Annotated in this window: 21 protein-coding genes and 5 pseudogenes; 16 read left to right on the forward strand and 10 right to left on the reverse strand. The window is 57.5% G+C overall.

The features are described 5' to 3' along the window. Positions 1–485: 485 nt before the first annotated feature. The 4 genes and pseudogenes from GGD50_RS28300 to GGD50_RS28310 all read left to right on the forward strand — a co-directional run. Positions 486–1592, forward strand: a pseudogene (locus tag GGD50_RS28300) (IS630 family transposase); the annotation flags it as partial. A 114-nt stretch (positions 1593–1706) separates the two neighbouring features. Next, positions 1707–1856 (forward strand): hypothetical protein, encoded by a 150-nt coding sequence (locus GGD50_RS32960; RefSeq protein WP_246451577.1) that lies wholly within the window; start codon positions 1707–1709, stop codon positions 1854–1856. Positions 1857–1881: 25 nt separating this feature from the next. Next, complete coding sequence (locus GGD50_RS28305) at positions 1882–3015, forward strand: type II toxin-antitoxin system HipA family toxin (RefSeq protein ID WP_246451578.1); 1134 nt, start codon at positions 1882–1884, stop codon at positions 3013–3015. 2 nt (positions 3016–3017) lie between these two features. Continuing rightward, positions 3018–3326, forward strand: coding sequence for a helix-turn-helix domain-containing protein (locus tag GGD50_RS28310; protein WP_183940403.1), 309 nt, complete (start codon positions 3018–3020; stop codon positions 3324–3326). A gap of 1014 nt (positions 3327–4340) precedes the next feature. Here the strand turns inward: GGD50_RS28310 and GGD50_RS28315 are convergent. From GGD50_RS28315 to GGD50_RS28320, 3 genes and pseudogenes are all read right to left on the reverse strand, one after another. Further along, the gene (locus tag GGD50_RS28315; RefSeq protein ID WP_246451579.1) at positions 4341–5648 is read right to left on the reverse strand and encodes a GMC family oxidoreductase; all 1308 of its coding nucleotides are present in this window, start codon (positions 5646–5648) and stop codon (positions 4341–4343) included. A gap of 273 nt (positions 5649–5921) precedes the next feature. Further along, positions 5922–6017: pseudogene (locus GGD50_RS33580) on the reverse strand (hypothetical protein); the annotation flags it as partial. Positions 6018–6548: 531 nt separating this feature from the next. Next, on the reverse strand, positions 6549–7514 hold the full coding sequence (locus GGD50_RS28320) for a hydrogen peroxide-inducible genes activator (protein WP_183940405.1): 966 nt from the start codon (positions 7512–7514) through the stop codon (positions 6549–6551). Between the two features lie 336 nt (positions 7515–7850). Between GGD50_RS28320 and katG the strand changes: the two genes are divergently transcribed. Together katG and GGD50_RS28330 are read left to right on the forward strand one after the other, a co-directional pair. Next, positions 7851–10049, forward strand: coding sequence for a catalase/peroxidase HPI (gene katG / locus GGD50_RS28325; RefSeq protein ID WP_183940406.1), 2199 nt, complete (start codon positions 7851–7853; stop codon positions 10047–10049). Positions 10050–10140: 91 nt separating this feature from the next. Next, positions 10141–10386 carry a hypothetical protein gene (locus tag GGD50_RS28330; RefSeq protein WP_183940407.1) on the forward strand — a complete coding sequence of 82 codons (246 nt, stop codon included), beginning with the start codon at positions 10141–10143 and terminating at the stop codon, positions 10384–10386. Positions 10387–10423: 37 nt separating this feature from the next. Here the strand turns inward: GGD50_RS28330 and GGD50_RS28335 are convergent, their stop codons facing one another. Both GGD50_RS28335 and GGD50_RS28340 read right to left on the reverse strand, forming a co-directional pair. Beyond that, positions 10424–10894 carry a GNAT family N-acetyltransferase gene (locus GGD50_RS28335; protein WP_183940408.1) on the reverse strand — a complete coding sequence of 157 codons (471 nt, stop codon included), beginning with the start codon at positions 10892–10894 and terminating at the stop codon, positions 10424–10426. Between the two features lie 243 nt (positions 10895–11137). Next, a complete protein-coding gene (locus GGD50_RS28340) occupies positions 11138–11359 on the reverse strand; it encodes a hypothetical protein (RefSeq protein WP_183940447.1) in 222 nt (73 codons plus the stop codon). Between the two features lie 563 nt (positions 11360–11922). On the opposite strand from GGD50_RS28340, the gene GGD50_RS28345 reads away from it, so the two are divergent. The 6 genes from GGD50_RS28345 to GGD50_RS28370 all read left to right on the forward strand — a co-directional run bounded on the left by GGD50_RS28345 (position 11923) and on the right by GGD50_RS28370 (position 20038). Then, positions 11923–12621, forward strand: a complete 699-nt coding sequence (locus GGD50_RS28345) for a CerR family C-terminal domain-containing protein (RefSeq protein WP_183940409.1) — start codon at positions 11923–11925, stop codon at positions 12619–12621. Further along, complete coding sequence (gene hlyD / locus GGD50_RS28350) at positions 12618–13631, forward strand: secretion protein HlyD (protein ID WP_183940410.1); 1014 nt, start codon at positions 12618–12620, stop codon at positions 13629–13631. Before GGD50_RS28345 ends, hlyD begins: the two co-directional genes overlap by 4 nt. Further along, entirely contained in the window at positions 13628–15370 is a 1743-nt protein-coding gene (locus tag GGD50_RS28355) for an ATP-binding cassette domain-containing protein (RefSeq protein WP_183940411.1), read from the forward strand. Before hlyD ends, GGD50_RS28355 begins: the two co-directional genes overlap by 4 nt. Continuing rightward, on the forward strand, positions 15367–16521 hold the full coding sequence (locus GGD50_RS28360; protein WP_183940413.1) for an ABC transporter permease: 1155 nt from the start codon (positions 15367–15369) through the stop codon (positions 16519–16521). Before GGD50_RS28355 ends, GGD50_RS28360 begins: the two co-directional genes overlap by 4 nt. A 1-nt stretch (position 16522) precedes the next feature. Next, a complete protein-coding gene (locus tag GGD50_RS28365) occupies positions 16523–17635 on the forward strand; it encodes an ABC transporter permease (RefSeq protein WP_183940415.1) in 1113 nt (370 codons plus the stop codon). A gap of 456 nt (positions 17636–18091) precedes the next feature. Continuing rightward, the gene (locus GGD50_RS28370) at positions 18092–20038 is read left to right on the forward strand and encodes a HAMP domain-containing methyl-accepting chemotaxis protein (protein ID WP_183940417.1); all 1947 of its coding nucleotides are present in this window, start codon (positions 18092–18094) and stop codon (positions 20036–20038) included. Positions 20039–20484: 446 nt separating this feature from the next. Here the strand turns inward: GGD50_RS28370 and vapC are convergent, their stop codons facing one another. The 4 genes and pseudogenes from vapC to GGD50_RS28390 all read right to left on the reverse strand — a co-directional run. Continuing rightward, positions 20485–20904, reverse strand: coding sequence for a type II toxin-antitoxin system tRNA(fMet)-specific endonuclease VapC (gene vapC, locus GGD50_RS28375; RefSeq protein ID WP_183940418.1), 420 nt, complete (start codon positions 20902–20904; stop codon positions 20485–20487). A 1-nt stretch (position 20905) separates the two neighbouring features. Beyond that, complete coding sequence (gene vapB / locus GGD50_RS28380) at positions 20906–21127, reverse strand: type II toxin-antitoxin system VapB family antitoxin (protein WP_183940420.1); 222 nt, start codon at positions 21125–21127, stop codon at positions 20906–20908. 360 nt (positions 21128–21487) lie between these two features. Then, complete coding sequence (locus GGD50_RS28385; RefSeq protein WP_425503998.1) at positions 21488–22270, reverse strand: ABC transporter permease; 783 nt, start codon at positions 22268–22270, stop codon at positions 21488–21490. A gap of 11 nt (positions 22271–22281) precedes the next feature. Then, a pseudogene (locus tag GGD50_RS28390) lies at positions 22282–22938 on the reverse strand (ABC transporter permease); the annotation flags it as partial. 19 nt (positions 22939–22957) lie between these two features. On the opposite strand from GGD50_RS28390, the pseudogene GGD50_RS32970 reads away from it, so the two are divergent. From GGD50_RS32970 to GGD50_RS28405, 4 genes and pseudogenes are all read left to right on the forward strand, one after another. Next, positions 22958–23266: pseudogene (locus GGD50_RS32970) on the forward strand (ISL3 family transposase); the annotation flags it as partial. A 107-nt stretch (positions 23267–23373) separates the two neighbouring features. Further along, the gene (locus tag GGD50_RS28395) at positions 23374–23625 is read left to right on the forward strand and encodes a type II toxin-antitoxin system prevent-host-death family antitoxin (RefSeq protein ID WP_183940426.1); all 252 of its coding nucleotides are present in this window, start codon (positions 23374–23376) and stop codon (positions 23623–23625) included. Further along, a complete protein-coding gene (locus tag GGD50_RS28400) occupies positions 23618–24013 on the forward strand; it encodes a type II toxin-antitoxin system PemK/MazF family toxin (protein WP_183940428.1) in 396 nt (131 codons plus the stop codon). The genes GGD50_RS28395 and GGD50_RS28400 overlap by 8 nt, the downstream gene beginning before the upstream one ends. 520 nt (positions 24014–24533) lie before the next feature. Beyond that, a pseudogene (locus GGD50_RS28405) lies at positions 24534–25079 on the forward strand (transposase); the annotation flags it as partial. Between the two features lie 205 nt (positions 25080–25284). Here GGD50_RS28405 and GGD50_RS32600 read toward each other — a convergent pair. After that, positions 25285–25471, reverse strand: a 187-nt coding sequence (locus tag GGD50_RS32600) for a hypothetical protein (protein WP_210318989.1), incomplete at its 5' end; no start/stop codon positions are given.

Genomic DNA, 25471 nt, shown 5'->3' on the forward strand with positions numbered 1-25471 from the left:
GTCACCTCCAATGTTCTGGGCAACATTGAGGAGCGAGGGCTGCGGATGCGGTTTCTCGATCACCGTGAAGAAACCGGCCCGGGTCTGGGCGGTTGGGGATTTTGTCGCCGCAGTGAACCGCACAGACGGCATCGCCTAGTGTTTCGTCTGAGAGATTATGACGGGTTGTCTATGCCGAGGATTGGGAGCTCTTGAGGCGGGACAAGCAGTTGGATGCTGCGCGTTTGGCCCGGTTGCTTTTGGATCAAACCAATTTGGTCGAGGGTCTTTAGCATCTGGTGAACTGAGGGTGCGGTGACTTGAAGTAGCGCTGAAAGTCTGCCTCTGCTGGGGCTCGACCATTGATTTTCGAATAGGCCCATATGAAGGCCAGGTACTGGCCCTGTTTGGCAGTGAAAATGGCTCGCTTGGCGGGCTTGTCTTGGTCAAGAAATTGATTCATTTCGGATTCATCCCAAGCCCCTCCAATATGAAGGGTTGTTGTGATGAACGTACGATATCGGGTCGATCTTAGCCAGATCGAACGCGACGAGCTTCGCGTTTCGGTGAGTGGCGGCAAGCAGCCAGTCCGGCGGCTCAAGCGTATGCAGATCCTGTTGGCAGCAGACGCTGGCGTCAGCGACAAGGCGATCGAAGCATCGGTGCAGACCAGCGGCTCGACCATCTATCGCACCAAGAAACGCTTTGTGGAGATCAGCCTGGAGGCGGCCCTCAGCGAAGAGCCACGCCCCGGGGCTGCTCGAAAGCTGAGCGGCAAGGATGAGGTACAACTGGTTGCGTTGGCTTGCTCGGATCCGCCCGAGGGCTGCACCCGGTGGACTTTGACACTTCTGGCCAACGCGCTGCTGGAAGTGGTCGAACATGAAAGTATCTCACGCGAAACCATCCGCCGCAGACTGGACGACAACGACCTGAAGCCATGGCAGAAGAAAATGTGGTGCATCGCCAAAATCGATGGCGAATATATCGCCAGGATGGAGGATCTTCTCGACCTCTACGCTGAGCCACACGACCCTAAGCGACCGGTCGTCTGCTTCGATGAAAGTCCGATCCAGCTCATCGGCGAAGTTCGCGTGCCGATCGTCCAGAAACCGGGAAAGCGATACCGTTACGATTCCGAATACAAGCGCAATGGCACGGCCAACCTCTTCGTTACGGTCGATGCCAATAGGTCGTGGCGCAAGGTCAAGGTCACCGATCGGCGCGCCAACGAGGACTTTGCGGTCTGCATGCGCGATCTCGTCGATGGCGATTATCCCGACACCCACCGGGTCCGTGTGGTGATGGATAACCTATCGACCCACACGGCCTCTGCACTTTATCAGACGTTCCCAGCCGCCGAGGCACGTCGGATTTTGCGACGTCTTGAATTCCACTACACGCCCCGCCACGCGAGTTGGCTCAATATGGCCGAGATCGAGATCGGCGTGATGCGCCGTCCCTGTCTTGACCGCCGCATCGACAACCGAAACTTGCTCGAAAGTGAGGTTCAGGCATGGGAGCGTCGCAGAACCAATAGCGGCGCCCAAATCCGATGGATGGTCTCAATCGACCAAGCACGCGAAAAAATGGCTAAGTCTTATCCCACACCACGCTCAACGACTCAGAATCTCGGTGACGGGTACACTAGCCCGTCCTACATATCCCTTTGGTGGTTTGAATATTTCAAATATTCGCTTTATATATCCACTAAAAGGAGCTTTTGAATGCAACTCGGCATCGAGACATTTCTGGAGGGGAACTGGCACCAAAGCGGCTTTATTACGATCAAAGATAAAAGCCTCGGCTTTCGTGGACCGTCGATCGTGGAATACGACATCGACTACTTCATGAATTTCGCTGCCGTAGCGCCTTGAAAAACAAGTGACAGATGCGCGAGCTATGTCGGTCAATCACCCAGTCGATCTCGAAAATCGATACCGGGACACATGGCCGCCCTTTCTCCTCGACCTCATGCCGCAGGGCCATGCCCGCCGCAAGCTTGCGGAGCATCTGCGGCTCGACGTAGACGCTCGCGCTTCGGACGTCGCCCTGCTGCTAAGGGCAGGTGGAAATCCCGTCGGAAACATGAGAGTTACCGAAGCCGTGACGGACGAGCTTTATCGGTTGGCGCGCGTTGATCGGGAAGGAGTCACGGAAGATGAAATCTTCCAGCGCACCGAGCACTTCATTGAAGTGCTCGACCGTTTCTCGATGATCGCATCGGGGTCAAGCGGCCTGCAGGGCGAATGGCCCAAGGTTGCGCTTACCCTAGCGACCGACGGATTATATTACCCCGATATGCTGGTGAGCGATGGCGAGGCGGTGGAACACTATATCGTCAAGCTTCTCCGGAGCAGCGAGAAGCGAGACCGCCTGATCCTCGAAGCTGAGGCGGGTTACTCGGTTCTCGCGAAGACACTCGGGTTGAACGTCCACGACACGTCGCGTTACGAGAACGGCGTTCTGATGATCAGGCGTTTTGATCGCGAGGTTGCGGGCGGCGAACTGGCACGTATCGGGCAAGAAAGCATGGTCTCCGCTCTGGGGGTTGCCGCGTTCGGTCATCTTGCAAGCCATGAAGACTATATCGGAGTGCTCAAGCGGCATTCGGACAATGCGTTTGCCGATATCGTCGAATACGTGAAGAGGGACATCGCCAACAGAGCGCTTGGCAATCCGGACAACCATGGCCGCAATAGCGCGCTGTCCAAACGGGGCGATGAAAGCGTTAGACTTTCTCCACTGTTCGATTTCGCACCTATGAAGCTTGCCGTCGAAGGTGTCGCGCGCTCAACTCGGTGGGCCGCCATGAGGGATTTGCATCGGGATACGACGCCTGACTGGGATGCGGTATGCAGAGCTATTTTCGAAGACGAAGCTGCGGCGAGCGCGCTCCGCGAAGAGATCTCGGCATTTGCGGTACGCCTTCTGGACGCGCCTTCGATTGCGGCGGCTGTCGGCATTCCGGAAGAAGCGACCGAACTCGCAATGAGAGATTGTATCTCGGTGGCTGAAAACGCTTTGGGGAAGTAGATATGGCAAGGTGGAAAAAACCTAACAAAGAAGAGATCAGCGCCGGGCGGGCGATCCTTCGTGAGAGGGCGGCCGCAGGAGAGCTGATATTCCCTGCGGCCGTCGCCGAGATTAGGAGGTCGTTCGGTTTGACGCAGGCACAGTTCGCCTCGATCACAGGCATCACAAAACGACAAGTCCTCGAAATCGAAACTGGAAAAGCTAATCCGACGGTCGAAACCCTTGAGCGGATTGCGGGTCTGTTCGGCTTCACGCTCGGCTTCGTTCCGAAGGTCAATTCAGCGTCAACCGTCGCTCCGAAACTGCAATAGCGTTGTAATAACTCGGCTAACGCCCAAAGGCTGGACTAAATGTTCGCCTGGGACCGGGTGACCCGTCTTACGATATGCAGGTATCGAGGGCTGCGTGCGTTATCCTCGCACAGAGCCTCAAGCGGAGGAGACGGGCCGTAAACGAGACTATCACATATGTTGGATTGGATGTTCACAAAGAGACGATTTCGGTGGCGCTTGCTGATGGCGGCAAGCGCGGCGACGTGCGTGCGTTTGCGCGGTACATGTTGACGATGAAGTGGTACCCTTGCCGGCGATTGCGCCAAGCGCACCAGCAGATCATCGCATTCCGCACAAATTTGAAAGGCGTATCTGCGCCCATGTGCGTAGGAATTCTTGTGTTTGAGGCAGCTTCGATAAGACTTCGCCAGCCTGGCCGCTTATATTAATATTCGAATCCGTTATCCGGCATGCGCCGATATCCAGCGTCACCGTCGCCACCACCTTGCCGTCCATGGGTGATAGTTGGAGAAACGATTCCGTGCTCGATCCGCAAGTAAGAGATACGTTTGCAGTAACAGAAACACCACTTGGAGCTGTGCAGAAGTCGACCCCTGTTACCTCAAGCCTCCTGGTGCGATTTGGCCCAGCAGGCATCTGCTCGCACAGTTTCGCAGTCGCAATTATTGAACTGATTTGTTGCCATTCCGGACTTTTTAAAGCCGACCAACAGCCAGCCGAGGCAAAATCGGAAAATATGATAGATAAGCCTGCAGAAATACCGGCGATTTCGGCGAATCTGACAAATCGGCCACTCATAGGACCGCTCTCTATATTTTTAGGATAGTGAATTCTACATGGACTTAGCGTTTTCTTCAACTATCCAAGCTTCGGAAACACTTCCTTAGATTTTCGCACGCACGTGTTGCACCACTCTCTGATGGCGACCAACGATGTTCTCGTGTGCACGCATCCGGCCGCACAGCCGTGACGCAAACCCGCTTAGCTACTCCAACTCTGCCACTCGACGCCCCAATACTATTTTGCGAGACATCAGCAAATGCGTCGCGGGACACTCAGAGGCAATGCCATTTTGGGCTCAAAGCGTGTGCTTATCGACAGACCCACCGGCGTACTTTGACGGCGGATCTCAGTGACGAGATGGTCGGCAAGCCTGACGGCGAATGCGACGGCGGGAAGCGTGGGGTTGGCTTGTCCGGACGTCGGGAAAACGCAGCTGCCGGCGATATAGAGGTTAGCAACGTCGATGACGCGGCAGTTTTGATTGACGACGGCGTGCTTGCGGTCAACGCCCATCTTGGTCAACCCGATCTGATGATAGCCGTCTTTCGCTTGCGCATTGATATGCTCTTCAAGCTTTTCGGGTGCTGTATCGAATATCAGCTTGCCGATTTTGCGTTCCTTGAGCCATCGATCGAGAGCGAGATGCGCTTGCAGCGTGCCGCCGATATCCTGAGGCAAATATCGGAATGAGACATCGAGCTTGAACTGGCCGTCCGCATCTTTCTCGGGCTTGAGGAAGGCGCGATTGGAGCTGCTTGGAATTTGCTCCCCGTGGTAGCGAAGGCCATATCTCATGTCAGGCCTGCGCAGCACAAGATACGGTTCGGCCGCGCCGTATTTTTGGCGAAGCAGCCCTAGCGCGGAAAGGGTCGCGCCGAGCGGATTGCGCAGTACATTGCGCAGAACGTTATGGTAACGGTGTCGATCGGCTTCGCCCCATGCCGCCTTGTGGACGACGGCCTTCCGACTGTTCCAGAGATATAGCAACGAGAGCGCCGCATCGGTCTCGCCCAAAGCGGCCCTTCGGTTCGTCGGCCAAAAGGCGATATTCGGCAGTTCGAGTGCCCGTTGCAGCTTGGGGCCGGGTTGAAACCGGTTACACACGAAGGTTCCGGTGGATGTGCGCTTAAAAAGATACTGTTCGGCATGCTCCTTGGCGGCGAATTCGATCTGCGCGATCTGGCCGGCGATGTGTCCCATGTAGAAGCGCCCGAGCGGCCCGTCGCTTCCGCCGAACAATTGCGGAAACGCGACTTGGAGGTTCAGCAGCAACCGCGTATTGCCTCTGCCGCCGCAGGCCAACACATAGTGGTCGGCGCGCACCTTGTACGAACCGTCGCGGCAGGCAACCGATATGGACTGTAGCTGTCCCTCCACCGGATCAAACGCCAGAGCTTTGACCCTGGCGTCGAGGGCGACGAAGAGGTTCTCCGAAGAAGCGATCTCTGCCCTGTTGGCTCTTGCCGTATTGCGTATCCGTGTCCAGGTTTCCCGAGATTCTGGAAAATCTGCCTCCGGCTCCGGTTCCGATCGCTCGCCGGCAATATTGCTGCTCAAAAGAGCCCGCGCCCGTGGATAGAAAGGCGAAATCTTTTCGTGAGCAATAGGCCAACCGGAGTGTGCGATATAATCTCTAGCCTCGAAGTCTATGTCATCCAGCTCGACGCATTGCCCGCCCCATCGTCCGGACGTGCCGCCAAGTCCGGTGGCAGACGTCACTTGGTCTGCAGCGTGATGGGTATCTTCTCCTATGTCGAACCCAGTTTCGTTTCGTTCGGGTCGCTTCGATTGCTTCGGCCCGGCTTCGATCAGCAGCGTTCGCATGCCGCGCCTGCTCAGTTCCAGTGCAGCGGCGATACCGACCGGTCCCGCGCCCGCGACGCACACGTCAAACCCTTGTTGAAACACCTCTGGACCGGCAAACATCTCAACCCCCGTTTTCGAGATAATGTCCTTTCGGCAGCAAGCCGCAGTTACCCTTGCATCCCCTCGTGGGCACTGCGGATCGGTCTTCGCGCGATCGCCAGAAAATTTAAGGTGGAGGCGCAGACCTAGCGCAGCACGCTAATGGTTCACTACCCGCAGAACAATTCCGCCTAAAGTAGAATGAAATTTGCTCGTCACCCCAAGCAAAAGGATTAGTTACAGCTTTGCGCGCTCTACAATCGCTTGCATCGTCCAGAACTTCGGTGCCCTCGATGGCAAATGATCGAACATGTCTGGAAGAGGAAAGCCCGCGTAACCGCTAGATCCCGCAAGCCCAGAACCGGGATGGGGTCCCGTCTGCAGGTCACCATACCGGGCAGCGGTATCTGATGCCGCAATCAGGGGTCGGACACCGGTGCACGCCCATCACTCACCGGAAGGCCAAAACCTCTCGCAAAAAGAGCGGCAACAAATGAGGCCGTAACCCGATCCGGAAGGTACGGTCAAAACACCGATTACGTTGTTCGCTATTTAGCTGTCGAACGACGGCATGCGCGTACTCACTCCTGGACCGTGCGGTTGCGACAGCAAATTGTGCCGCTCGCGCATCGCGTCGGCTGATTGGCGAACGACTTCGGAAACCTCGAGGAACTGTTTGGCCAAGGGACTTGTCCTGCGCCAGATCATGCCGATCGTTCGCGACGGTTCGAGGTTACGGAAGCGGGCGATGGATACGGACGCCGAACGCGTTTCCACCGCTACTGCCATTTCCGGGATCAAGGTGACACCAATGCCGGCGCTGACCATCTGGACGAGTGTGGATAGAGAGCTGCCATCCATCAACTCGCGCGGCAGTGCCGAAGACAGATTGCAGAACGATAAGGCCTGATCGCGAAAACAATGGCCCTCTTCCAACAGAAGCAGCCTCATCTCGCGAAGCGCTTCGGGATTGGGTACCGGCTTGCCTTCATCCTCGCTTGGCCGGACCAGGACGAAATTTTCCGAAAACAGCGTAACCTCGGTCAGTGAAGGTTCGGATACAGGTAACGCGACGATTGCCGCGTCAAGCCGGCCCTCGGCCAGCTCCTGTACCAGCTTCGAGGTCAGCGTCTCGCGGACGTGAATGTCGAGCCCGTCGTGCATGCGCGTTAGATTGCCGATGATCGCAGGCAGCAGATAGGGTGCGATCGTCGGAATGACACCCAGGCGCAGCCGCCCCACGAGCCGATCCTGGGAGGCCCGCGCCATATCTGCGAGCTCGTCGACCGAGCGAAGAATGTCGCGGACGCGCAGCACAAACGCTTCCCCGAAACTGGTCAGCCGGACCTGGCGCGCGCCTCTTTCAAAAAGCTCCGTGCCCAGCGATTCTTCCAGTTCCTTGATCTGCATCGACAAGGCAGGCTGGGAGATCGCGCAGACGTCAGCCGCGCGTCCGAAGTGACCTTGTCGTGCCAAAGCCTCGAAATAGCGAAGCTGCTTGAGTGTCAGATTCGTCATAACCTTACCTTATCGTCGCAATCAGTAAATCCAACTTAAATTAATGGAACTGCTTGGCTATAGTCGCAAAAGCGCCGATGAGGTGTAGCCATTGTCACGTCTGGACCATAAAATGGCCAGGGACGATGCGCAGCTCATTGGCGTCCAGGCTGTCCGGACACCGGTGCCTCCCAAGCTCGTTGCTTCGGGACGGTCTGCTTGCCAACAAACAAGGAAGTTTCATGTGTCTGGTACTTCGTCATCGTGCTGACCATGCAACCCTACTGCTTTTCAGAGGATCGACGGTGATCCTCCTCTGGATGGCTCAATTTCCAAGTAATCGCGAGGGAGAGAAATATGGATACGAAAACCGATGCAGCCGGTAAATGTCCGGTGGTGCACACACACACGGCCCATGGCGGCAGGTCGAACCGGGACTGGTGGCCGAACCAGTTGAACCTCAGGATTCTCCACCAGAACTCTGCGCTGTCGAGCCCGATGGGCAATGCGTTCAACTATGCCGAGGAGTTCAATAAGCTCGACCTTAACGCCGTCAAGCAGGACCTGCATGCGCTGATGACGGATTCGCAGGATTGGTGGCCCGCAGACTTTGGCCATTACGGTCCGCTTTTCATCCGCATGGCCTGGCATAGCGCAGGCACCTACCGCACCGGCGACGGCCGCGGCGGCGCTGGAGCCGGTCAGCAGCGTTTCGCGCCGCTCAACAGTTGGCCTGACAACGTCAACCTCGACAAGGCGCGCCGGCTGCTTTGGCCGATCAAACAGAAATACGGCAACAGAATCTCCTGGGCCGACCTGATGATCCTCACAGGCAACGTTGCGCTGGAATCGATGGGCTTCAAAACGTTCGGATTTGCCGGCGGCCGGCCGGATGTCTGGGAGCCCGAGGAAGACGTCTACTGGGGCGCCGAGGAAACTTGGCTGGCCGACAAGCGCTACTCCGGTGAACGCGACCTCGAAAACCCGCTTGCCGCGGTGCAGATGGGGCTTATCTACGTCAACCCGGAAGGCCCGAACGGCAATCCCGACCCGCTTGCCGCTGCCAAAGACATCCGCGAGACCTTCGCGCGCATGGCCATGAACGACGAGGAGACGGTCGCCCTTATTGCAGGCGGACATACTTTCGGCAAGACCCACGGCGCGGGCGATGCCGCCCATGTTGGTGCCGAGCCCGAAGGCGCAGGCATTGAAGAACAGGGGTTCGGCTGGAAAAGCAGCTTCGAAACAGGCAAGGGCGGTCACACGATCAGCAGCGGCCTGGAAGTCACCTGGACCACGACGCCGACAAAATGGAGCAACAACTTCTTCTGGAACCTGTTCGGTTATGAATGGGAACTGACGAAGAGCCCAGCCGGTGCACATCAGTGGACCCCGAAGCATGGCGCCGGTGCCGGCACCGTGCCGGACGCGCATGACAAGTCCAAGCGTCATGCACCGTCCATGCTGACCACCGACCTGGCGCTTCGCTTCGACCCCGCCTACGAGAAGATTTCGCGGCGCTTCCACGAAAATCCGGATCAGTTCGCGGATGCCTTCGCTCGCGCGTGGTTCAAGCTGACCCACCGCGACATGGGCCCCCGCGTGCGTTATCTCGGTCCGGAGGTTCCGGCTGAGGAACTGATCTGGCAAGATCCGATCCCTGCCGTCGACCATCCCCTGATCGACGCAAAGGACATTGCCGGTCTCAAGGACAAGATCCTCGCATCGGGACTGTCGATCTCGCAACTGGTCTCGACCGCTTGGGCTTCGGCCTCAACCTTTCGCGGCTCTGACAAGCGCGGTGGAGCGAACGGCGCGCGCATTCGTCTTTCGCCCCAGAAGGATTGGGCAGTCAACCAGCCGGTCCAGCTCGCAACCGTGCTCGAAACGCTTGAAGGCATCCAGAAGGCATTCAACGACGCCCAGCCCGGCGGCAAGAAGGTATCGCTCGCGGACCTGATCGTCCTCGGCGGTGCAGCCGCCATCGAAAAGGCGGCCAAGGCTGGCGGTCACGACATCGAGGTTCCCTTCACGCCCGGTCGGACCGATGCGACGCAGGAGCAGACCGATGTGAGCTCCTTTGCCGTTCTGGAGCCGATCGCCGACGGGTTCCGCAACTACCAGAAGGGCGAATACTCCATTTCGCCTGAAGAGTTGCTGATCGACAAGGCGCAGCTTCTGACGCTGACCGCGCCGGAAATGACCGTCCTCGTCGGTGGCTTGCGTGCGTTGAATGCCAATGCTGGACAGTCCCAGCACGGTGTCTTCACCAAGCGTCCGGAAACGCTGACCAACGATTTCTTCGTCAACCTGCTCGACATGAGCACGGTGTGGAAGGCCTCGGCGGACTCGAAGTATGTCTTCGAGGGGCGCGACCGCGGTACGGATGAAATCAAGTGGACCGGCACCCGCGTCGACCTCGTTTTCGGCTCGAATTCTCAGCTCCGGGCACTTGCCGAAGTCTATGGCCAGAGCGACACGCCGGAGAAGTTAGTGCAGGACTTCGTGGCTGCCTGGACGAAGGTGATGAACGCGGATCGTTTCGATATCGCCTGATCTGAACAGGAAGGCATTCGGGCGCGGCCGACTTCAGCCGCGCCCGAGTGTCATGCGCCACCGCACAAGCATTCGGCGGAATGGCGAGACGTTGCCCATCAAAAATATCGGCTGCTATATTAAAACCGCGCGCATCTTCTGCAGGGAGGCAGATATGTCCGGGAAAAAAGATCAGGGACGTTCAAGGACCGCCCCGGCTCGAGGGTATCGCCTTCGCGCGAAACATGGGCGGCAAGCCCGCATCCTTCAAAGAGCCAACCGCCAGGTCATCACGATGGCCGCAGCCGTTATCATCGTGTTCTTTGCGGCCATCATCCTGCAGGCTTTGCTGACGTAACGCAGGTCAGTCGTAAAGACACGTAATGTGCGCCGTCTCACGAGAGACCTTGCCAGATGAGCCAATGGGAGTGGCTAAGTTTCGGGTCTCGTTGAAAGCCCAAGGCCTCCCAAAACATAGCCGCGTCGGCGTTGTCCGTATTCACCGTTACGGTCGTGCCGCTCGGAATTGTCCTGTTCAAGATCGCCGCTGCCAACTGACGTCCCAGGAAACGACGGCGGTATGCGGGACGTATAAAGAAGCGTCGCAGGCGCATAGCAGACGGCAGAAAAGGATCGACCGTCATGCCTCCAATGCCCGCCAGGTCACGGTTGACCCTGATTACCAGGAGAACTTCGTGTGCTTGAGTGAAGCGCTGTTCGCCGCTTTGCCATTCAGCATGCAGTCGTTCAATAAACCGTTTGCCTTCGAAAGCCGCGTCGCTGCGCAAGGCACCGAAATCAGCGGGAAGACGGTCGACAATTTGGTCAAATTGAAGTTGGTGGGGTAGATCACCTTCGATGGCCATAGCCAGATATTAGCAGGTATCGGTGACCGTCACTATCGCTGACGACCTTGCCCTTTCTGAGAAGAGCGTCAGGCCTCTCGTATGAACTCAAAGGGCGATGCGTGGGGCGATCGGCCGCCTTGAGCATTTCGTCTTTGCCCGCCGGCAAGCCGCCTGGTTGGAAGCGACTTGCCGGTCGGCTGGATGAAGAATTTTGGCAGCCATCTTATGCTCGCTCCGGACGAACACTGATGGAACTCGATACTAATTTGCCGCAATTCTTCGAGCGAGAGCCATCACATAGTCATCTGCGATATCGGCCAAGGTCAAAGCGACCTCCGATTCCTTCCAACCTGCAGCCATTGCCGTGAGCACGAATTCTCGAAATGCCTCGGCGAGTACTTCCTCGCGCTCGACGACGCGATACGGGTTGTTCGCAGCGTGTTGAGGGGCGCTGATTTGTATTGTCGGTCGGGTAGATTCCATTGATACGTCCCCCTTAAGGTTGACCAGTTGTAAAATTTTGTCCTGCACGTCTGTTTTTGCCTGCACTGCGATTATGCTTATTTTCTAAAAGATTACGTGCGACGTGTCGTTAGACACGCATCCCGAAATTTGTCGCAGCGTCCATTTCTGCAATTGCTAATCAGTTCACCCTGCACTTGCGGTAGAGTCTTCGCACAAAGATCTACAGACGATCCCACCGGGACGCAGCGGCCGGTGGGCGAATCACTGGCCTGCCAAGCCAAAGATCGCAGGTCAAAACCATGAGCAGTCTCCCATCGATCGTGTTTGAACATGCCGCTCGTTGTCCATTTACTAGTCACGTCTTCCGTCCTCTGGGCCATGACGAGCAATTCTCGCGTCATTGTTTCCCTTCTGCTCTGAAGACCGAACATCAGCACAATTCGCTCGACGATTGCGCTTGGCTCGGAGCTTTTGCCATTGAGATTGCTAGTGCTGCAAACTGCGGGCGGCAAAGCCGAGCCGGTTTATCGCGAATTCAGTCAATCGATTGACTTATTTCAAAATCGGTTCATTATGGGAGCATGAGACCAAGAAACGATACAAAATCCGAGGCTGCGCGCAGCGACATCACGCGTGAAAAATTGCTCGAAAACGCCCTCGACGTGTTCGGTCGATACGGCTTCGACGGTGCCTCGACACGCAAGATTACAAACGCGGCCGGCGTGAACCTTCAGGCGATCACCTACTATTTCGGCAATAAAGAAGGGCTTTACATCGCGACAGCCGAATATCTCGCCGACATGATCGGTCAGCATGTCGGCGGCATGCGACAACGCATTGCGAAGGAAATTGCGGCGCTCGATGCCACCGGTACGAAGCTCGGCGAAGCGCAGGCGCGGCTCTTTCTGGACGAGATCGTCGAGACGATGGTCGTCCTTTTCGTCAGCAAGAGATCCGAAGCCTGGGCGCGTTTCATCATCCGCGAGCAGATGGAGCCGACCGCGGCATTCGAGCGGGTCTACTCCGGCATTATGGGGCCGATGATCGCTCTCGGGCGACGTTTGATCGGAGCTGTTATCGCCGATGACCCGGCATCTGAAAATGTGCGCCTGCGTTGCCTGTCCTTCGTCGGCAGTCTCATGGTTTTCAGAATGGCCAATGCGGCTGTGCTCGCTCAGATGGAATGGGATGCGATCGGCGAGAAGGAGATCGCCATATTGCAGCAGCATGCGCGCAGGCTTGTCGCCGCCCTCGGGCCGGCGAGAGGAGAAATATCGTGAACAGGATCATTCCGATTGCTGTCGTAGCCATCATAGCCGCGGGTGCGGCCGCGTGGTGGTCCGACGCGCCGGCAAAACTCGGCTGGAAATGGCAACAGCAAAAGGAGTTCGCACTCTACGGCAATGTCGACATTCGCCAAGTCTCGCTTGCATTTCGCGTCAGCGGCAAACTTAGCGAGGCTCTTGTCGATGAGGGCGATGTCGTAAAGCGCGGCACCGTGCTCGCCCGGCTCGATGCAGAGCCCTATGACTATGCCGTCCGCTCCGCCGAGGCTAATGCCGCAGCATTGCGCGCCACGCTCGACAAACTCAAGGCAGGCGCGCGGCCGACAGAAATCGCGCAGGCGCGCGCCTCTTATCAAGAGCAGCTTGCCGATCTGGAAAATGCCAATCTGGCCTACGATCGCGCCAGACAGCTACGACCCTCGGGCAACATATCCGAAGCCAGCCTGGATCAAGCGACGGCAGCGCGGGCTATGGCGGCCGCGCGCGTGGATTCAGCCAATCAGGCGCTGAAGTTGCTGGAAGAAGGCAGCCGCGCCGAAGATATCGCGGCAGCGGAAGCCCAGTTAAAAGCCGCCGAAGCTACACTGGAAACGGCCCGCACCTCGCTCGGGGATACCGAGTTGCGCGCACCGAATGACGGTGTGATCCTCTCCCGCGTGCAGGAGCCAGGAGCGATCGTGGCACCGACCGATCCGGTCTTCGTGCTGTCGCTGACCGAGCCCGTCTGGGTGCGCGGCTATGTCGCCGAGCCGGATCTCGGCCGGGTCCACCCCGGCATGAAGGTCAAAGTGACGTCGGACACGAAGCCGGACGAAGCTTATGACGGCACGATCGGCTTCATTTCGCCTGTTGCCGAATTCACACCGAAGTCCGTGGAAACACCCGAGCTGCGCACGGACCTCGTCTACCGGCTGCGGGTCACCATCGACAAGCCCGGACCAGATCTGCGCCAGGGCATGCCGGTAACCATTCACTTCCCGACACTACAGGCGGCGGAAAAATGAGCGACGCGGTCGACAGAGCCGGAAGCGGCGACCTTGTCCGGCTCGACGGGGTCACAAAACGGTTTGACGCGGCAAAGCCGGCGCTTGACGCCATCACCGGTGCGATCCGCGGCGGCGAGATAACCGGCCTCGTCGGCCCTGATGGTGCCGGCAAGACGACGCTCATCCGCCTCATGACGGGTCTGATGCTACCGGAAAGCGGTACCGTGCAGGTTCTTGGTTTCGACACGCGCAAAGATCCCGCCGCAATCCAAGCGGGGATCGGCTATATGCCGCAGCGCTTCGGCCTCTACGAGGACCTGTCGGTTCAGGAAAATCTCGATCTCTATGCCGATCTGCGCGGGCTTCCCAGGCAGGAAAGAACTGCGACCTTCGACGAGTTGCTTACCTTTACCGACCTCAAGCGCTTCACCGGCCGCCTCGCCGGCAAGCTTTCCGGCGGCATGAAGCAGAAACTCGGCCTTGCCTGCGCGCTTCTTAAGAAACCAAAGCTTCTGCTGCTGGACGAGCCCGGTGTCGGCGTCGATCCCATTTCACGGCGCGATCTCTGGAAGATGGTCGAAAACTTGACCGAGGAGGGTGTCGGCGTTGTCTGGTCGACCGCCTATCTCGACGAAGCCGAGGCCTGCAACCGGGTGTTCCTGTTCAATGAAGGCAAACTGCTTTTTGCCGGCGAGCCGAAGGAACTGACCGCACGCGTCGCCGGCCGCGTTTTTCGGATCAGCGGCATTGCCGGCAGGCGTCGCCAGATGCTGACAAAACTCCTTGACGAAGACGGCGTGGTCGACGGCGTCATTCAAGGAGAAGCGATAAGGCTTGTTGCGGTCAAAGACGGACAAAGCCGGTTTGCGGCCGCCGGCGACGCCGAGGTCAGGGCTGCAGAGCCGCGTTTCGAGGACGCGTTTATCGACATGCTGGGCGGCGGACCGGGCGGTCGCTCGCAACTGGCCGAGACGCAGCGAAGCTTTACCGTTGAAGGCGACAAACCAGTGATAGAGGCGCGCGGCTTGACCAAGCGTTTCGGCGATTTCATCGCAGCCGACAAGATTACCTTCGAGATCCCGCGCGGCCAAATCTTCGGACTGCTCGGACCGAACGGCGCCGGCAAATCCACGACGTTCAAAATGCTCTGCGGCCTGTTGAAGCCGACGAACGGCGAAGGCCGGATTGCCGGTTTCGACCTGCGCCGCGACACCGCAGAGGCACGCAATCGTCTCGGCTATATGGCGCAGAAATTCTCGCTCTATGGCGATCTCAGCGTGTCCCAGAACCTGCAATTTTTCGCCGGCGTCTACGGACTGCGCGGCGCGCGCAAGCGCGAGCGGGTCGATCTGATGACATCGATCTTCGATTTTCGTTCCCGGCTATCCATGTCGGCGAAGGATCTGCCGCTTGGCCTGAAACAGAGACTGGCGCTTGCCTGCGCGGTGATGCATGAGCCCGAGGTGCTCTTCCTCGACGAGCCGACGTCCGGCGTGGATCCGATCACACGGCGGGAATTCTGGACCCATATCAATGCGCTCGTCGAAAAAGGCGTCACAGTCCTCGTCACCACGCATTTCATGGACGAGGCCGAATATTGCGATCGCATTTCGCTGATCTACCGCGGGCATTCGATCGCACTGGGTTCTCCTGACGAATTGAAGGCTGGGGTTGCCAATGCAGAAAACCCCGATCCGACCATGGAAGATGCCTTCATCGCCCTCGTCCAGGCATCGGAGGAGAGGATGGCGGCATGACATCCCCTTCCCCGGCAGCTACGGCTTCCTCATGGCGCGAGCGTATGCGCCGCCTCGCCGCATTGGTGCGCAAAGAGAGCTTCCAGGTCATGCGCGATCCAAGCAGCATCCTGATTGCCTTCGTGCTTCCGATCATCCTGCTCTTCCTGTTCGGCTATGGGGTCTCGCTCGATACCAAGCTGACGCGCGTCGGCCTGGTCATGGAGGAAACGACGCCGCTGACCGGCGATCTTGCCGCGAGCTTCCGGGCGTCCCGCTATTTTTCGGTCGTCAGCGGCCGTGATCGCCGGCAGTTCGAAGAAGACCTGATCCTGTCACGCATCCGCGGCATCATCGTCATACCGGCAGACTTCACGGCGAACTATATAGCCGGCAATCGCCCGCAGATTCAGGTCATCGTCGACGGCTCCGATCCCAACACCGGCAGTTTCGTGCAGAACTATGCCCAGGGCGCGGTCACCAACTGGCAGCTACAGCGGCAGGCGGAGATGATGAGGGGCAATCCGGCCATCGCCGTCGAACAACGCTTCTGGTTCAACCCGGAGCTTACCAGCCGTTCCTTCCTGGTCCCCGGTTCCATAGCGATCGTCATGACGCTGGTCGGAACATTGCTGACATCGCTGGTCGTCGCGCGCGAATGGGAGCGCGGCACGATGGAAGCGATGATGGCAACACCGGTGACAGCCGCCGAACTGCTTGCCGGCAAGCTGCTGCCCTATTTCCTGCTCGGCTTGACCTCGATGACGCTCTGCGTCCTGCTTGCGGTCTTTCTCTTTGGTGTACCGTTTCGCGGCTCGGTCCTGGCGCTCTATGCCTTGTCAGCGGTTTTCCTGATGCCGGCGTTGGGCCAGGGCCTGCTCATCTCGGCTGTGACCAAGAACCAGTTTCTCGCCTCGCAGCTCGCGCTGATCTCCGCATTCCTGCCGGCCTTTCTGCTTTCCGGTTTTCTCTTCGAGATCAATTCGATGCCGACCGTCATCCAGTGGATCACCTTCATCGTCCCGGCCCGGTACCTCATTCCTAGCCTGCAGACCGTCTTTCTCGCCGGAGATATCTGGCCGATGTTCCTGCGGGCGATCGCCATCATGTTTGCGATCGGCTGCATCTTCTTCCTGCTTGCCGCGCGCAGCACAAAAAAGAGGATCGCCTAAGATGTGGTGGTCGAGGCTGAAGGCCCTCATCATAAAAGAGCTGCTGGCGGTGATGCGCGATCCGAAGAGCCGCTTGATCTTGATCGGGCCGCCGATCGTGCAGCTTCTGGTCTTTTCCTATGCGGCGACCCTGGAGGTGCGCAATGTCGATATCGCATTGCTGAACCACGACAGCGGCCATTGGGCCCAAGAACTCGTCCAGCAGATCGAAGGTTCACCGACTTTCCGCAGCATCTCGCCGGTGCAAGATCTCGCCGAAATGCGCGATGCGATCGACCGCCAGCGTGTCACCGCCGCTGTCGTCGTCGGCCCTGATTTTTCGCGCAATATCGAGGCAGGCAGGCCCGCCGACCTGCAGATCATTCTCGACGGCCGCCGGTCGAACGCCTCGCAAATCGTCGCAGGCTATCTCAACCAGATCGTGGCGACGCTTTCCACCGAAACGCCGGCGGGGACACGCGCTGCCGCACGATCCGTCGCCGTCGTGCCGCGCAACTGGTTCAATCCCAATCTTATCTTTCAATGGTTCATGGTGCCGAACCTGATTGCCAGCATCGCGCTGCTCATCGGCCTCATCGTTACCGCTCTCTCCATCGCACGCGAGCGGGAGCTTGGCACCTTTGATCAGCTCATGGTGTCGCCCTTGCGCACCGAAGAAATCCTGATCGGCAAGTTCATCCCGCCGATGATGATCGGCCTCTTTCACATGACGGTCTATATCCTTGCCGCAATCTTCATTTTCGGCGTGCCGCTGCGCGGCTCGCTGCTTCTGCTATACGGCAGTTCGCTCTTCTATCTCGCGTCCGTCGCCGGTCTCGGTCTCTTCATTTCGGCGCTTTCGGCAACGCAACAGCAGGCAATTCTCGGCGCCTTCCTTTTTCTGGTTCCCGCCATGCTGCTTTCCGGCTTCGCCACGCCGATCGAGAATATGCCCGACTGGCTGCAGCCGCTGACCGTCATCAACCCGCTGCGCTATTTCCTGGTGATCGTCAAAGGCGTTTTTCTCAAGGACATCCCAGCTGCCGAGGTGGTCAATCAGACCTGGCCGCTCCTGGTGATTGCGTCGGTCACGCTGAGCGCCGCGTCATGGCTCTTCCGCCGCAGGCTTGAGTAGCCCAAGGCAAACCGCGAGACACCTCCGTATAAATTCCACTGAAAAATCGTTCAAAGCCGGTGTGTCGTTGTTTGCGGCCCCGGAATCAGGACGTAGTGCTACAGCCTAATTCCGCGCCGCGAAAATCAGAATGAATCTTTGTATAAATCATTGAAAATGCTGCATATCACGACCTTTATAAGTAGATTTCTGAAAGTAGCCAGAATGAATATTTATCACCGTCAGGTATAACCACCGCCTTTAGAGACTCTATTGAGCCGATTTACACAATATAAACTATGTTACCCCATAAGAGTGACATTAAATGGGAACCGTGGTGCGGGCGCATGATTCAGCGCCCAGAAACTTTCGGGATGAAGGGTCGATAGCACCGACCTATCCGACGCAACCTTCCCTTGATCCTGTCAGCTGATGCGTTGACAGCAGAATTCCAAATCCGGGGATGGGGACCTGTATATGGTAAATTGGAAAACATTCGGCATTGTCGCGCGTCTGGCAACGGGATTTGGCTTTCTGCTCATCCTGATGATCGGTTTGACGCTCTACTCGATCGGCCAGGTCAAGACGATCGACCGCAATCTTAGCGTCATCAACGACACCAACAGTGTGAAACAGCGCTTTGCAATCAATTACCGCGGCAGTGTTCACGACAGAGCGATTGCAATCAGGGACGTGACCCTCGTCACGTCAGCGGAAGAACGCCAAGCGGTTGAAAAGCTCATCGAGACGCTGGCCTCGTCCTATGCCGACAATGAAAAGAAGATGGCGGATATGGTCGCTTCGCCGGCCGGTGCGACGGCTGAGGAGAAGGCCATCCTCGATGAAATTGCCGCAATACAGGCCAAGACCAATCCGCTCGTCGCCGACATTATAGCACGTCAGGAAAAAGGCGATGGCGAAGGCGCGCGTAAGATCCTTCTGGAACAGGCAAGACCTGATTTCGTCGCCTGGCTGAAAGCGATCAACAAGTTCATCGACTATCAGGAAGCGCTCAACAAATCGATCGGAAGTGACGTTCGAAGCGCCGCCGGCGGCTTCAACTCGCTGGCTTTGACAGCGCTCGCCATCGCGATTTTCCTGGCAAGCGTGGCGGCTGCCTTGACCGCCCGCTCCATTGTTGGACCGCTGGCTAAACTCCAGACATCGCTTGTATCGATGGCGCAAGGCAATATGGAGGGCGATCGCAAGCTGGAAAAGCGCAGCGATGAGATCGGCATGCTGGCCCGCGCTGTCGCATCGCTCCGCGACGCAATCTCGGCAAAGGCGGAGCACGACGCGGATTCGGATGCAAGGCGAGCCACCGAAGAACGCAACCGGCTACAGACCGAGGCGGCGGAGCGCGAGGCTCTTGCCGAACAAACCAATGCGGCGGTGAACCAGCTTGCAGACGCCCTTCAGGCCTTGGCGAACGGTGACCTCACGCGCCAGATCGCCGGCCCCTTCATTCCGTCGCTCGACCAATTGCGCGTCGATTTCAACCAGGCTGTCGACAAACTGCGACTGGCGATGCAAAAGGTCGCAGAGAACGCCAGTGCCATCGCATCCGGCGCACAGGAAATTCGCTCTGCTTCCGACGACCTTGCAAAGAGGACCGAACAGCAGGCTGCCTCGGTGGAAGAAACCGCCGCAGCCCTGGAAGAGATCACGATAACCGTGTCAGGCTCCAGTAACCGCGCCCAGGAAGCTGGCCATCTCGTGCGCAAGACGAAGGAAAGCGCCGAACACTCCGGACGTGTCGTGCGCAGCGCCGTCGAAGCCATGGACAAGATCGAGGCTTCTGCGACCGAAATCGGCAATATCATCGGCGTCATTGACGAGATCGCCTTCCAGACCAATCTCCTCGCATTGAACGCCGGCGTCGAGGCAGCACGCGCCGGCGAGGCCGGAAAAGGCTTTGCCGTCGTCGCTCAGGAGGTGCGCGAGCTAGCTCAACGATCTGCAAAGGCCGCGAAAGAGATCAAGGATCTGATCAACACCTCCAACAACCATGTCAGAAGCGGCGTATCCCTGGTCGGCGAAACCGGCAAGGCCCTGGAAGAGATCGTCACCCAGGTCCAACAGGTCGACGGCAATGTCGGGGCGATCGTCGAAGCATCGAAGGAACAGGCAACGGGCCTCAAGGAGATCAACACCTCCGTGAACACGATGGATCAAGGCACACAGCAGAACGCCGCCATGGTCGAACAGGCAACCGCGGCGGCTCACAACCTTGCATCGGAGGCCGAGGCTTTATTCCAACTGCTGTCGCAATTCAGAATAAGCGCTCAAACGACGTTCGCCCCCAACAAACCAGCGACTATTGCCGCTGCCAGCACGGCATCGAGGCCTTCGGCATCTCCGGCGCGGCGACTGACCGCGAAGCTTACCAGTGCGTTTAGCGGAAATGCGGCTGTGGCAGACTAATTTCAACCGATGTTTACTTTTGTCCGTTCCGATTGCGGCTTTCGATTAAAATTCGAAATGAAGGAAGTGCAGGTTTCGGGCGTGTCCGGCCCTACGACCAGCCGCTCGGTGTCCAAGCGTCCGAGTTGTATTCCGAGGCCGGCGTGGTTGGGCGACAATTTTTGTGGCGAATAGGAATTATGAACTTCTCCGAATCAATCTGCTCCAGCCTATATCTGTTGAGTTCTGCGAGATTTTGACCCTGACTGTCCTTTTGCACCAACCCGCCTGGATAGACGCAATGCCTTGAAAAGATTGATGGTTCAAATTTTCGGTTGGGTCATAACCAAACGCAAAACCGGGTTAAATCGTCACGGAAATCAACGGCCGCGGCTAGGAAACCTTCCGCACAAGTCGGGGATATCTCGTCTCGATATTATTGGAATATCCCCTCAACCTCTTTTAACTCAGTTGGAGTCTGGCTTTTCGGGAAGCCAATCTTCGGCGATCAACCCGTCAACCCGCGTGAATTCACGCAGGTTTCCCGTAATGACTGAAAGGCCGGCACTTCTGGCGTGTCCGGCGATTAGCACGTCGTAACCGCCAATCATTTGTCCCTTTCGCTCCAAAACCGCTCGAATATTCGCAGCATGAGCGGCGGCGGCTTCGTCAAACTGAAGAATTACGAGGCGAGCAGCAAAATTCTCGACACTTGCACGATGCTTCACAGGATCGGCAGATTTTTCGGCGCCATACAGAAGTTCGTTCAGGATGATCGTTGAAATGCAAAGTGCGTCTGCATTTTCATTGAAACGGTCGCGCAAGCCCTTTGGCCTGTCACGCAGAAGCCTGATGCACAAATTGGTGTCGAGCATATAGCGCAACATCTCAGAAGTTTTCCCTGACTTGTGCTGCGGGTTGTTTACGCTCGCCAAGATCAATACCGGGCGCATCAAAAAAATCATCCCAGATACTGTTGGCCGGGACAATTACACGGCGGTTGCCATCTCGTAGAATTGCCACTTCCTTCACATTGTCGGGAAAAGCGACATCTTTTGACAAACGAACTGCCTGGGTTCGGTTTGATTGAAAAATGGTGGTTCGTGACATCGCGATGGCCTCCATCGGGTATATACACGATGTATATCTCAAGTTTGTATATGTCAAGCGGATATACGTAACAACAAGGTTTGTCGGCTTGCGGGGTCAGTGAAATCAACGCGAATAACGACGATCATCTTCGAATAAGGCAAATCGCTGTACTTCGTCCAAAAGCGCCCTGACGGAAGACGGTTGCCATTTCCGGCCACCACGGGAGTACTTTCGTGAGGCCTTACTCCATCTCCAAGCCTTCTCGCCGCGCAGACTCCGAAACCGTCACTTATGGTGCTTCTCCACCGTTATACTGTTTTTCAAAAACAGTATAACGGCAAGGGGATAGGAAACAGGAGTGAGCAGTCCATGGGCCTCTCAACTGGTATGATTTGAGCGAGATCGAAGCAACATGGCAAGGCCCACGCCCACGATAACAACAGTGCCGATGATGAACAGGAACGCTGCAGCTGCAATTGCCGGGCTGACATTCTCGCGAATCGTGGAGAACGTTTGGCGGGCCAAGGTACGCTGGTTCGGTCCGGCAACGAAGAGCGTAAGGACCACCTCGTCCAGTGAGGTAGCAAATGCGAAGACGGCACCGGAGAGAATGCCCGGCAAAGCCAGCGGGAACGTGACACGACGGAACACGGTGATTGCGGGTGCACCGAGACTGGCTGCCGCCTGCTCTATACGCCGATCAATCCCGGCCAGCGAAGCGGATACCGTCACGATCACGAACGGTACCGCAACTACCGTGTGGGCACAGATCACGCCGACGTAGGTGTTGGCCAAACCGATCCTTACGAACATCAGTTGCATACCGACGCCGAGAACCACGGCCGGGACGACCATCGGCAAGAGAAATACGGTCCGGAATAGGTCGGCGAACAGAAGGCCGCCTTTCCGAAGGCCGAGCGCCGCCGATGTTCCCAGCGCTCCTGCAAGAAGCGTGGTGCCGGCACCGATCAGCAAACTGTTGACGATCGACATCCTCCAGACATCAACTGTCAGGAGTTCCTCAAACCAGCGCATGGAATATCCAGGGATGGGATAGGCGAGAAACACACTCGATGTGAAGGCAAGCGGCAAGATTGCCGCAAGCGGAGCGAGCAGGAACGCCATCATGAGAGCGCCGAACAACGGCTTGGCGATAATCATCGTTCGAGGCATCAGGTTCGAGCCTCGTTCGGTTGCAGGCGATTATAGATGCCGTAGAGCAGGATTGTGGAGAGCAACAAGATCGCGCCAAGCGCTCCAGCCATGCCCCAGTTCGCGGGGTTGATGGCGTAATAGGCAATCACTGACGAGATCATCTGATCCTGTGCACCGCCAATCAATGCTGGTGTGATATAGTAGCCAATCGCGGTCATGAACACCAGCAACGATCCCGAAACCACCCCCCGCATGGCAAGCGGCAACAAGACGCGGAAGAAAGCTCGCCAAGGCGGCGCGCCGAGAGATGCCGCGGCGTGCATCAGATTCCGCGGGATTGTCAGGAGCACGGAATAGATCGGCAGAACCATGAACGGCAGCAGCACATGGGTCATGGCGATGATCACGCCAAGCCTGTTGAAGATGAGATGAATGGGACCACTCGTCAGGCCAAACCATATCAATATGCTGTTGATCAAACCGTTGTCCTGCAGGAGGATAAACCAAGCAGCGGTACGAACCAGAAGCGATGTCCAAAGCGGCAGAAGGACAGCTGCCAGAACGAGTTGACGCTTCCATCCATCAACGGAAGCAGCAAGCATGGCATAGGGAAGGCCAAGCAAGGCGCATACGATCGTGACGGTCATGCTGACCCCCAATGTCCGCAGCAGGATCGTCTTGTTGACCGACTTCCTTTCCGACCGCGTCATCGGACGCGCGTTGCTGCCGGATAAAAGTATCGGGAGCACGCAAATCGATCTGATTCAGGACGATCCACACTCATTAACGCAACGCACTGGCGCCGGGTGCGTCGCGCTCATCGACAATCACGGCAGGCGATATTCGATACTGTGCACGCTTTGAACAAAGAAGGTCTGTCCTATTCGGAGATCGCATGGCGCACCGGCTACGGCCGGCGCAGCATCGCGAAATGGCCGACGTTCTTGACGCCACCCGACCGACAGAAGTCGACGCTGAGGCCAAAATCCCCGTGCTATCGGCGGGAACAGATGATGCCAGTTCGGTTATTCCAATCTCAACGATCCGAACGTCTATTGCACATTTCGCATGAAATACGTATTTTAGGTAAAACCATTCACGAGGTCCCGATGAAGCAGTTTACCTTTTCCGATATGAACCGCGCCTCCGGGGAAATCCTTGAGACGGCACTGATTGAGCCGGTCGCACTCACCAAGCGTGGCAAGCAGAAGCTGGTGATCCTGACGGCTGAAGCCTATGATCGGCTGAAGGGACAGCAGCAAGTGCAGAGTTATCGGCTGGCGGATGCGCCGGAACACATCCACGACGAATTGATGGAGGGCATCGACGCGATCCTTGACGGAGCGCATCGCGATGCTTGAGCGGGGACAGATCGTCCGCTTCCATTATCTGTGGGCGCACCAGGCACAGGTAGGCGAGGAATCTGGCCGCAAAGCCCGGCCGGTTTGCATCGTCGTGCGCACACCCGGCAATCCCGGCGCCGTCTATCTGTTTCCGATCACCTCGCAGGAGCCGCAGCCGGAGCGTGTCGCCCTCTCCTTTCCCGAAATGGAGTGCCGCCGAGCGGGCCTTTCCTCTCCCTGCTGGATCATTCTCGACGAATATAACCGCGTCGAGCTGGACAAGGCTTTCGACTTCGAGTCAACCAAACCGATCGGCAATGTGAGTCCTGCTTTTCTCGAAAAGGTTGCAGTCGCGGTGAAAAAGGCTTCGGTCAATCGTCTGACAAAGGGCGTCACCCGCTCATAGCTTCGGTCCGGCTGTCCAGCAAGAGAGCATCAAGGTCCTGGCGGGTGGCCAGAGCTGTGATCTCCCGATCCACGCCCGGATTCGTCCCGTGCCAGTTGAGGGATTGATCAGACACCGCGGACGAGCAAGCAGGAAAATGAGCCGAGCGTCTAACACACTCAAGCCCGTATTGTACCGAATGCGCCGACAAGTGGAGGCGGGCTAAGCCTAAGCGCATCAAATAGCCTTAAACGGCGAGCGATACGTCGCTCTCCTTTTTCGTAGCCTATCGAAAGTACGGTTGCGGCTCTAGCGGCAGCGAGATCCTTGCAGGTCGACGTTTCAGAAAGCCGACAAATCCGCTCGGATCGTCCACGGCAGACCGCTCTTACTTTCGGGAGGAAAGATCTATGCGTGCCGAAAACCCTCTCCCCATCCCGGTTGGAGCCGAAGCTACGTGGTCCGGGAAAAGTCGAAACGATCGGTGCCTCATCTTCGAGAGCTTCCGATGAGGCAGCCAGAGAAGCCTATGCGCGTGGAGAGGGGCGTCAAGCTGGTAGTATCGGATGCCCATGAAGGCATCAAGGCTGCTGTCTCCAGGGTCCTCTCGGCCACTTGGCAGCGCTGCCGGGTCCACTTCATGAGGAATGCTCTCGCCCATGCCGGAAAGAGCGGCCGACGGGTGGTTTCCGCCTTCATCGCTACGGCCTTCGCGCAGGATACGCCGGAGGCGGCAAGCACCCAATGGCGCAGTGTTGCAGACCAGATCAGGCCGAAAGTCCCAAAGCTTGCCAACCTCATGGACAATGCCGAGGAAGATGTACTCGCCTACATGACCTTTCCCACACAGCACTGGACCAAGCTACACAGCACCAATCCTATCGAACGTCTCAACGGCGAAATCAAGCGTCGCACCGATGTCGTCGGCATCTTCCCCAACGACGATGCCATCGTCAGACTCGTCGGCGCGCTTCTGCTCGAACAGAATGACAAATGGGCCGTTCAGCGTTCTCGCTACATGACCCTTGAGACCATCGCACAAATGAGCGATGATCCTATCGTCAGCTTGCCCGCTGCGGCCCGCTGACCATGGTCCGGCTCTCCCGGAAAGCACGGCGATCACCAAGCCGAGCTACACCTCTCCAAAAGACGCGATCTTGGTGACCGTACCCGATGCAACTTGAAGCAGCCGCTCCACACGTCGGCGTGAACGCGAATTGCTATTGTGCGATGCAGCACATCCATAGCTGCGTCACGCAATAAAAGGATTCCCATCGCCTATGAATCAGGCATTATGCTTGCATCTGATGGGCGTGGCGGTCTTTTCCTCCCAGTGCCGCCGCATCGACTGGTCTCCTCTGGAGGTTTTGAACCTTCATACCTAATACCAAAGCTCGATGATTAGAACTCATTGGCCCATTTCCTGCGTCCGATTGACATGATGCGCCAAGGCTGGCGTTGAAGCTTGCGCCATGCATC

The sequence above is a fragment of the Martinezella paranaensis genome (assembly GCF_014200235.1).
GTDB lineage: Bacteria > Pseudomonadota > Alphaproteobacteria > Rhizobiales > Rhizobiaceae > Rhizobium > Rhizobium paranaense.

What these genes read in the sequence shown, in the direction of transcription:
- GGD50_RS28335 (WP_183940408.1), bottom strand. Translation starts at nt 10,894, where the DNA reads ATGGCCATCGAAGGTGATCTACCCCACCAACTTCAATTTGACCAAATT.
- katG (WP_183940406.1), top strand. Translation starts at nt 7,851, where the DNA reads ATGGATACGAAAACCGATGCAGCCGGTAAATGTCCGGTGGTGCACACA.
- GGD50_RS32960 (WP_246451577.1), top strand. Translation starts at nt 1,707, where the DNA reads ATGCAACTCGGCATCGAGACATTTCTGGAGGGGAACTGGCACCAAAGC.
- GGD50_RS28400 (WP_183940428.1), top strand. Translation starts at nt 23,618, where the DNA reads ATGCTTGAGCGGGGACAGATCGTCCGCTTCCATTATCTGTGGGCGCAC.
- vapC (WP_183940418.1), bottom strand. Translation starts at nt 20,904, where the DNA reads ATGTTGCGCTATATGCTCGACACCAATTTGTGCATCAGGCTTCTGCGT.
- GGD50_RS28360 (WP_183940413.1), top strand. Translation starts at nt 15,367, where the DNA reads ATGACATCCCCTTCCCCGGCAGCTACGGCTTCCTCATGGCGCGAGCGT.
- GGD50_RS28355 (WP_183940411.1), top strand. Translation starts at nt 13,628, where the DNA reads ATGAGCGACGCGGTCGACAGAGCCGGAAGCGGCGACCTTGTCCGGCTC.
- GGD50_RS28340 (WP_183940447.1), bottom strand. Translation starts at nt 11,359, where the DNA reads ATGGAATCTACCCGACCGACAATACAAATCAGCGCCCCTCAACACGCT.
- GGD50_RS28370 (WP_183940417.1), top strand. Translation starts at nt 18,092, where the DNA reads ATGGTAAATTGGAAAACATTCGGCATTGTCGCGCGTCTGGCAACGGGA.
- GGD50_RS28385 (WP_425503998.1), bottom strand. Translation starts at nt 22,270, where the DNA reads ATGATTATCGCCAAGCCGTTGTTCGGCGCTCTCATGATGGCGTTCCTG.
- GGD50_RS28310 (WP_183940403.1), top strand. Translation starts at nt 3,018, where the DNA reads ATGGCAAGGTGGAAAAAACCTAACAAAGAAGAGATCAGCGCCGGGCGG.
- GGD50_RS28395 (WP_183940426.1), top strand. Translation starts at nt 23,374, where the DNA reads ATGAAGCAGTTTACCTTTTCCGATATGAACCGCGCCTCCGGGGAAATC.
- GGD50_RS28345 (WP_183940409.1), top strand. Translation starts at nt 11,923, where the DNA reads ATGAGACCAAGAAACGATACAAAATCCGAGGCTGCGCGCAGCGACATC.
- vapB (WP_183940420.1), bottom strand. Translation starts at nt 21,127, where the DNA reads ATGTCACGAACCACCATTTTTCAATCAAACCGAACCCAGGCAGTTCGT.
- GGD50_RS28365 (WP_183940415.1), top strand. Translation starts at nt 16,523, where the DNA reads ATGTGGTGGTCGAGGCTGAAGGCCCTCATCATAAAAGAGCTGCTGGCG.
- GGD50_RS28305 (WP_246451578.1), top strand. Translation starts at nt 1,882, where the DNA reads ATGTCGGTCAATCACCCAGTCGATCTCGAAAATCGATACCGGGACACA.
- GGD50_RS28320 (WP_183940405.1), bottom strand. Translation starts at nt 7,514, where the DNA reads ATGACGAATCTGACACTCAAGCAGCTTCGCTATTTCGAGGCTTTGGCA.